This window comes from Roseibium sp. (assembly GCF_025698965.1).
Lineage (GTDB): Bacteria > Pseudomonadota > Alphaproteobacteria > Rhizobiales > Stappiaceae > Roseibium.
Genome location: NZ_JAILWL010000017.1, coordinates 21,267 through 27,266 on the forward strand (window position 1 = coordinate 21,267; position 6,000 = coordinate 27,266).

At 52.8% G+C, this 6,000-nt stretch carries 7 protein-coding genes; 5 read left to right on the forward strand and 2 right to left on the reverse strand.

The features are described from left to right. Positions 1–199 precede the first annotated feature (199 nt). Positions 200–547, forward strand: coding sequence for a cupin domain-containing protein (locus K5905_RS02790; RefSeq protein WP_297580105.1), 348 nt, complete (start codon positions 200–202; stop codon positions 545–547). A 66-nt stretch (positions 548–613) separates the two neighbouring features. Here K5905_RS02790 and K5905_RS02795 read toward each other — a convergent pair whose 3' ends face one another. Together K5905_RS02795 and K5905_RS02800 are read right to left on the reverse strand one after the other, a co-directional pair. After that, a complete protein-coding gene (locus K5905_RS02795; RefSeq protein WP_297580107.1) occupies positions 614–1,294 on the reverse strand; it encodes a FadR/GntR family transcriptional regulator in 681 nt (226 codons plus the stop codon). 26 nt (positions 1,295–1,320) lie between these two features. Then, entirely contained in the window at positions 1,321–2,037 is a 717-nt protein-coding gene (locus K5905_RS02800; RefSeq protein WP_297580109.1) for a ribonuclease activity regulator RraA, read from the reverse strand. 581 nt (positions 2,038–2,618) lie between these two features. On the opposite strand from K5905_RS02800, the gene K5905_RS02805 reads away from it, so the two are divergent. The 4 genes from K5905_RS02805 to K5905_RS02820 form a co-directional block, all read left to right on the forward strand. Continuing rightward, entirely contained in the window at positions 2,619–3,365 is a 747-nt protein-coding gene (locus tag K5905_RS02805) for an SDR family NAD(P)-dependent oxidoreductase (protein ID WP_297580111.1), read from the forward strand. Positions 3,366–3,970: 605 nt separating this feature from the next. Continuing rightward, entirely contained in the window at positions 3,971–4,951 is a 981-nt protein-coding gene (locus K5905_RS02810; RefSeq protein ID WP_297580113.1) for a TRAP transporter substrate-binding protein, read from the forward strand. A 77-nt stretch (positions 4,952–5,028) separates the two neighbouring features. Further along, positions 5,029–5,562, forward strand: coding sequence for a TRAP transporter small permease (locus K5905_RS02815; RefSeq protein ID WP_297580115.1), 534 nt, complete (start codon positions 5,029–5,031; stop codon positions 5,560–5,562). 3 nt (positions 5,563–5,565) lie between these two features. Then, on the forward strand, positions 5,566–6,000 hold a 435-nt coding region (locus tag K5905_RS02820), incomplete at its 3' end, for a TRAP transporter large permease subunit (RefSeq protein ID WP_297580117.1).

The window sequence follows — 6,000 nt, forward strand, 5'->3', positions numbered from 1 at the left end:
CCCAAAGACCTGACAGCCTCGTCGCCCAATTTCGACAGGCCTGAAGTATGAGCAACGAATTGCGCCAAAAGTGCGGTCTGGCTGAAGTCAACGGCAAGATGACTGCATCACCGTTTGGCGCTGCACGGGGTTTACACATTGACGAGTTTATTTACAAATTATACAAGTATAATTACAAATTTAACAAATGAGGGAAGTGATGATCGTACATTCAGACTCACCGTCCGAGTGGATGGATTCAGGTCCAGGCGCGAAACGTCGGATACTCTGCGAAAACAAGGATATCATGATGGTTGAGTTTCGTTTCGAAGAGGGGGGCGAAGGGCTGCCGCATAACCATCCGCATACACAAACAACTTATGTTGCGTCTGGACGTTTCCGCTTCACCGTCGAAGGAAACACCAAGGTTCTTGGGCCGGGCGACGCGATGGTCATCCCCTCGAACGCAGTGCATTCATGTATTTGCGAGGAGACCGGGAGTCTCTTTGACGCCTTTGCGCCGCGCCGGGACGATTTTCTTGAAGCGCATGGCCGGCCGGTTGTCTGAGACGGGCGCTGCCGGTTTGGCCATCTCTTTGCAGCAAAGGGGCTTCATTGCGGGAGCCCCTTCAATTCAACCTTCAAAAATGCGCTTGCGGGCGTTTTCCACGTGAGCGCGCATCGCCAATCTTGCGGCGCTGCAATCGCGCGCTTCAATCGCGTTGTAAATGTCGTAATGCTCGGCCTGGACCAGGCGCATTCTGTCCTGAGGTTTTGTCAGAGACAGGTTCCTTGTCAGGTTCATTCCGGTCAGGATGTTTGATTTCATCGAGGACCTTGCCGCAACGAAGTACTTGTTGTCGGCCGCATTGCAGACCGCCACATGAAATGCTTCGTCGGCCGCAACGCCAAGTTCACCTTCCTCGATGCAGCGGTCAAGTTCCTTAAGGGTTGCCTGCAATTCGTTCAGATCGGCATCTGTACGCCGTTCGGCCGCCAGGAAGGCAGCTTCGCCCTCTACGGCGGCCCTGAATTCGAAGGTTCGCTGGATGTCTGCAATGGAACCCACAGGTGCAAAATCGAGAACCGCCCCTTCCGGCCGGCGTTTGACGTAAGAACCGGAACCCTGCCGCGAGACGACAACATCATCTTCCCGCAGCTGCTTCAGCGCCTGACGCAAGACAGGGCGGGAGACACCGAGTTCCTCTGAAAGAACCTGCTCGGTCGGTAGTTTGCCACCAACCGGTATGTCTCCATCCATTATTTTGGACAGAATACTCTCATAGGCCTTGTCGGACAGTGTCCGGTCACGCACCTGCCGCTCCGTTGCCGGAGATTGCTTTATCTGCCTTTTGCCTGCCGCCACGCTGTAAACCTGTCCTTGATAGACGGATCGGTCGGGGGGTAGAGCCCGAATGTCGAAGCGCCTTGTCTCACCATTTCCAACACGAAGTCCTCGAAGACCGTCATCTCCGAAGCTTCTTCCGAGACTTCGTTTGCCATATGTTGCGGTATGCAAACAACTCCTTCGTTGTCTCCGACGATGATGTCGCCCGGAAAAACCGACACACCACCGCAGGCAATCGGGTCATTCACTGCCACGGCATGATGCTTCGTCAGGTTTGTCGGAGCGCTTGGTCGCGAATGATAACTCGGCATTTTCAGTTCTGCGATTTCCGGAGTATCCCTGAAGCCGCCGTCTGTCACTATACCGTTGCAGCCGCGGGCCTGCAGACGGGCCGCCAGAATGCAACCGGCGGACGCGGCAGAGGCGTCCCCGCGAGAATCGATGACAAACACTGCTCCTGGTGGGCATTCTTCAACCCCCTTTCGCTGCGCATTCGTGCGGTCGGCGAATGACTCTATGTGATCAAGATCTTCGCGTGCCGGGATATATCTGAGTGTATAGGCGATCCCGACCATGTTCGGTCCCGGTCGCAGCCGGTGAACACCCTGAAGAAAGATATTGCGCAAGCCGCGCTTGAACATGACCGTCGTGAGCGTTGCCGTGCTGACAGTCATCAGTTTTTCTTGTGTCTGTTTGCTCAGACCGGTCATGGGGTAAGCTCCGCCGCTTGTATTATGATGCAAATTGCAATCTTTCCCTGATGAATAGCCATGACTTCTCAACTTGTCAATTATTTGTAAAATTTTTGAGTATCAAATATCTTTTCTCTTGAATCGCAATTGATCGGAATTCTGCATATCTTACTGAAAAATAACATATAAATTAGTAATCTGAGCGCTATTACAAATGATTTTTGTTGTTTTGAAAAGCAAAAAGATCAGGAAAAATCGCAAAAATCAGCGGATTGTAGTGTCTATATGACAAGCCGCATTCTGCTTTTGTAATTAATTTGTAAAAATTTGTGTTGATTTGTGCTGCTGATTTGATGTATCGGTTGGGAAATCGCTTCCAACAAGTGTGGAGAGGGCGCGCAATCGAGACTGTGCCTTGATTGTTTGCTCGATCTTCGAAAGCAAGAAAGAGATTCTGAATTTATTTGAACTGTTTCAGATAGCTAGCAGAAGATCTGGGTTCCGGATTGCGATCCGGAGCCGCGTCAATTCCTGATCCGAATGCCGGTGCCAGACATCTCGTTTTCAAACACGACTTCTAAGTCTTCAGGAGACCTATAATGAACCTCAAGGGAAAAACAGCAATTGTCACCGGTGGCGGCAGGGATATCGGGCGTGCGTGCGTTATGGCGCTGGCCGAAGCTGGCGCGAACGTGGCGATCAACTATTTCGCCAGCAGCGCCGGTGCCGAAAGCGCCGTTGAGGAGATCAAGGCGAAAGGCGGCAAGGCATTTGCCCTTCAGGGGGATATGACCAGCCAGGAAGACGTAACCGCACTCGTTGACAAAACCGTTGCCGAATTTGGCGGTATCGACATTGTCATGCCGATCACTGGGGGGCTGGTCGCTCGCAAAAAGGTCGCCGAGATCACGCCAGAATTCTGGCAGAATGTCTTCGATCTAAATGTTACCTCTGCATTCCTGATCACTCAGTCGGCGCTTCCGCATATGAGACCGGGTGGGGCCATTGTTAACATGGCTTCACAAGCCGGCAGAGATGGGGGCGGACCTGGCGCGATGGCTTATGCAACCTCGAAAGGCGCTGTCATGACAATGACCCGGGGCATGGCCAAGGAGCTGGCTCCAGACATTCGCGTGAACGCTCTTTGCCCGGGAATGATCGACACGGACTTCCACAACACCTTCACCAAACCTGAGGTGCGTGAGCATGTTGCCGGGGTCACCCCTTTGAAGAGGGAGGGCTCTTCTGAGGAAGTTGCCAATCTTGCGGTGTTTCTTGCCTCCGAGCAATCGGCCTACATGACTGGTGCGTGTGTCGATATCAATGGCGGGCTTTTCTTTTCCTGACGGTGGATACGGGGCTGTCAGCAGCCCCGTTTTCAGGCGGACCTGCCGTCGAGATCTTTTCGCCGGTATTTGATCGAAGCTGGATTTTCCAACTTTCGAAGTAGCGTCAGTTCATAAAAATACTTTTATTTCAAATGGTTATTCATAATCTACCCTAAAATTTGTTTTATTCATTTTTTAACTTGTAAAAATTTGTAAAATACATATCGTAAACGCAGATCGAAGGGAGGAACCGATGATCGAGGCTGCATCCACGACCGACACAACCAGTCAAGTTGATTGCGATCCGGATGCAGTCGCACGTGATGTTTCGAAAGGAATGGACATGCGAAGAAATTGGGAGTGAGCGAATTGGTCTGGTTTGCGCGGGCAGGGTAAGAGCCGAATTCCGCAATGCCACCGTCAATTCCGAGAGGGGCACAGATCCCGCGAATTTCACTGAATCGGATCGAGAAGCACATCTGCTGCCTCAATGAAAGAAGGTTGAAAAAAGCAGGGTTCGTCCCGGAAATCAGCGTCGAAATCAACGGAAGCGTGACCTTTTCCTAAGTCGCTTCCCTCAACTGCCAGGTAGCTCTGGCCTTTAATCGAACGAGGAGGAAAACATGTACAAGAAAGTCTCTACAGCCCTGGTAGGTGCCCTGGCCGCGATGTCTGTCATGGGCGGCGTGGCTGCTGCTGAGCAATGGCGTGCTTGGAATATCCACCATGACGGTCACCCGAATACCGCCGCGATGGACAAATTTGCCGAACTGGTTGCCGATGCCACTGGTGGTGATCTCACCGTGGAGGTGTTTCACGGCGGTGTTCTCGGGTCCCAGCCCGATGCGTTGGAACAGGTTCGGATCGGCGCAATCGAAGTTGGCAATTTCAACCTTGGACCGATCGGTCCGATGGTCAAGGAAGCAAACCTTGTTTCATTGCCCTTCATCTTCAAAAGCGTGCCGCACATGTTCCGGGTTCTTGAAGGTGAAGCCGGAGATATCGTGGCCCAAGGCATGGCTGATGCCGGACTTACACCGCTTGCTTGGATTGATGCCGGCGCGCGGTCTTTCTACAGCCAGAAGCCGATCAACACGCCAGCTGATGTGGAAGGTCTGAAGATCAGGGTCATGAACAATGACCTATACACCGCCATGATTTCGGCAATGGGTGGTAACCCGTCACCAATGGCGTTTTCCGAAGTACAGCAGGCCTTGAAAACCGGTGTTGTCGATGGCGCAGAGAACAACTTTCCGTCGTTCAAGAATGTCGGCCATTATGAAGTGACGACCAACTACTCCCTCAGCGAGCATTTGATCATTCCGGAATGCATCTGCGTGAACACTGCCAAGTTCGAAGCGTTGTCACCGGAAATGCAGGCTGAGGTGAAGAAAGCAGCTGAAGAGGCCGCACTTTACCAACACGAACTCTGGGCGATTCAGTCAGAACAGGCCCGCAAGGATGTTGAAGCTGCCGGTATTGTCGTCAACGAGATTGCTGACAAGGGCCCGTTCCAGGATGCAATGGCCGCAGTTTACGAAGAATACCTTGCCGCCAACCCTGACATGAAGACACTGGTGGACCTTGCCAAGTCGACCGAGTGACGACTGGCTTTGACAACACCTGAGCTCGCCCGGCTCCATCATTGGATGCCGGGCGAATTTCAAAAGAGAGAGATCTGATGCGTGAAAAGTCTGAACAGCCTGCCTTCCTGCAGCGTATGGACTCGGCATTCGACCTGATTTCAAAGATCTGCCTTATCCTGGCCGGGTCAGCGCTTGTCATCATGACCGCGATTTTTGCCTGGCTGGTTTTTGGGCGGTATGTCTTGAACGATACCCCGACATGGGTCGAGCAGGTCTCGCTTCTGCTGATCATGGTCATCACGTTTCTGGGCGCAGCGGTTGGCGTGAACCAGAATACCCATCTATCGGTTGTCTTGTTTCGCAGTCTGGTGCCGTCCTGGATACGGATCGTATTTGTCTGCGTGAGCGATGTACTCATGGCTGTCTTCGGCGCCATGATGTTCTGGTACGGCACGGAATTGACGATCTTCAAATGGAAGACATTGATCCCGCTGATCCAATGGTCGGAAGGGCTGCGGTCATTGCCGCTGACAATTTGCGGGGTTCTGATCTTTCTCTTTTCCATGGGTCACTTGATCCGCCTGATGCTTGGGCGAGATCAACGCGAAGACAGCTTAGAACAAGGATAAAAAATGGGACTCGCGCTGCTTCTGGGGGTGTTTGCCCTTTGTGTCATCATCGGAACACCCGTTGCCTTTGCACTGGGCATCGCTGCCCTGGCGGCTTTCTGGTTTGAAGGTTTACCGCTCTTTGTGGGGTTTCAACGCATCGTCTCGGGTATCAATGTCTTTTCGCTGATGGCAATTCCGTTTTTCATCTTTGCGGGAGAACTGATGTTCCACGGCGGTATCGCCATGCGCCTGGTGCGTTTCGCGCAGGCTGCGGTCGGTGCAGTGCGCGGTGGGCTTGGTGTCGTAAACGTTTCTTCATCCATGCTGTTCGGCGGGATCTCCGGATCGGCCATCGCTGATATCTCAGCGCTGGGGTCGATCCTTGTCCCGGTCATGAAAGACAAGGGCTACGACGCCGACTATGCGGTGAACGTGACCGTTACGTCTTCAATCGCC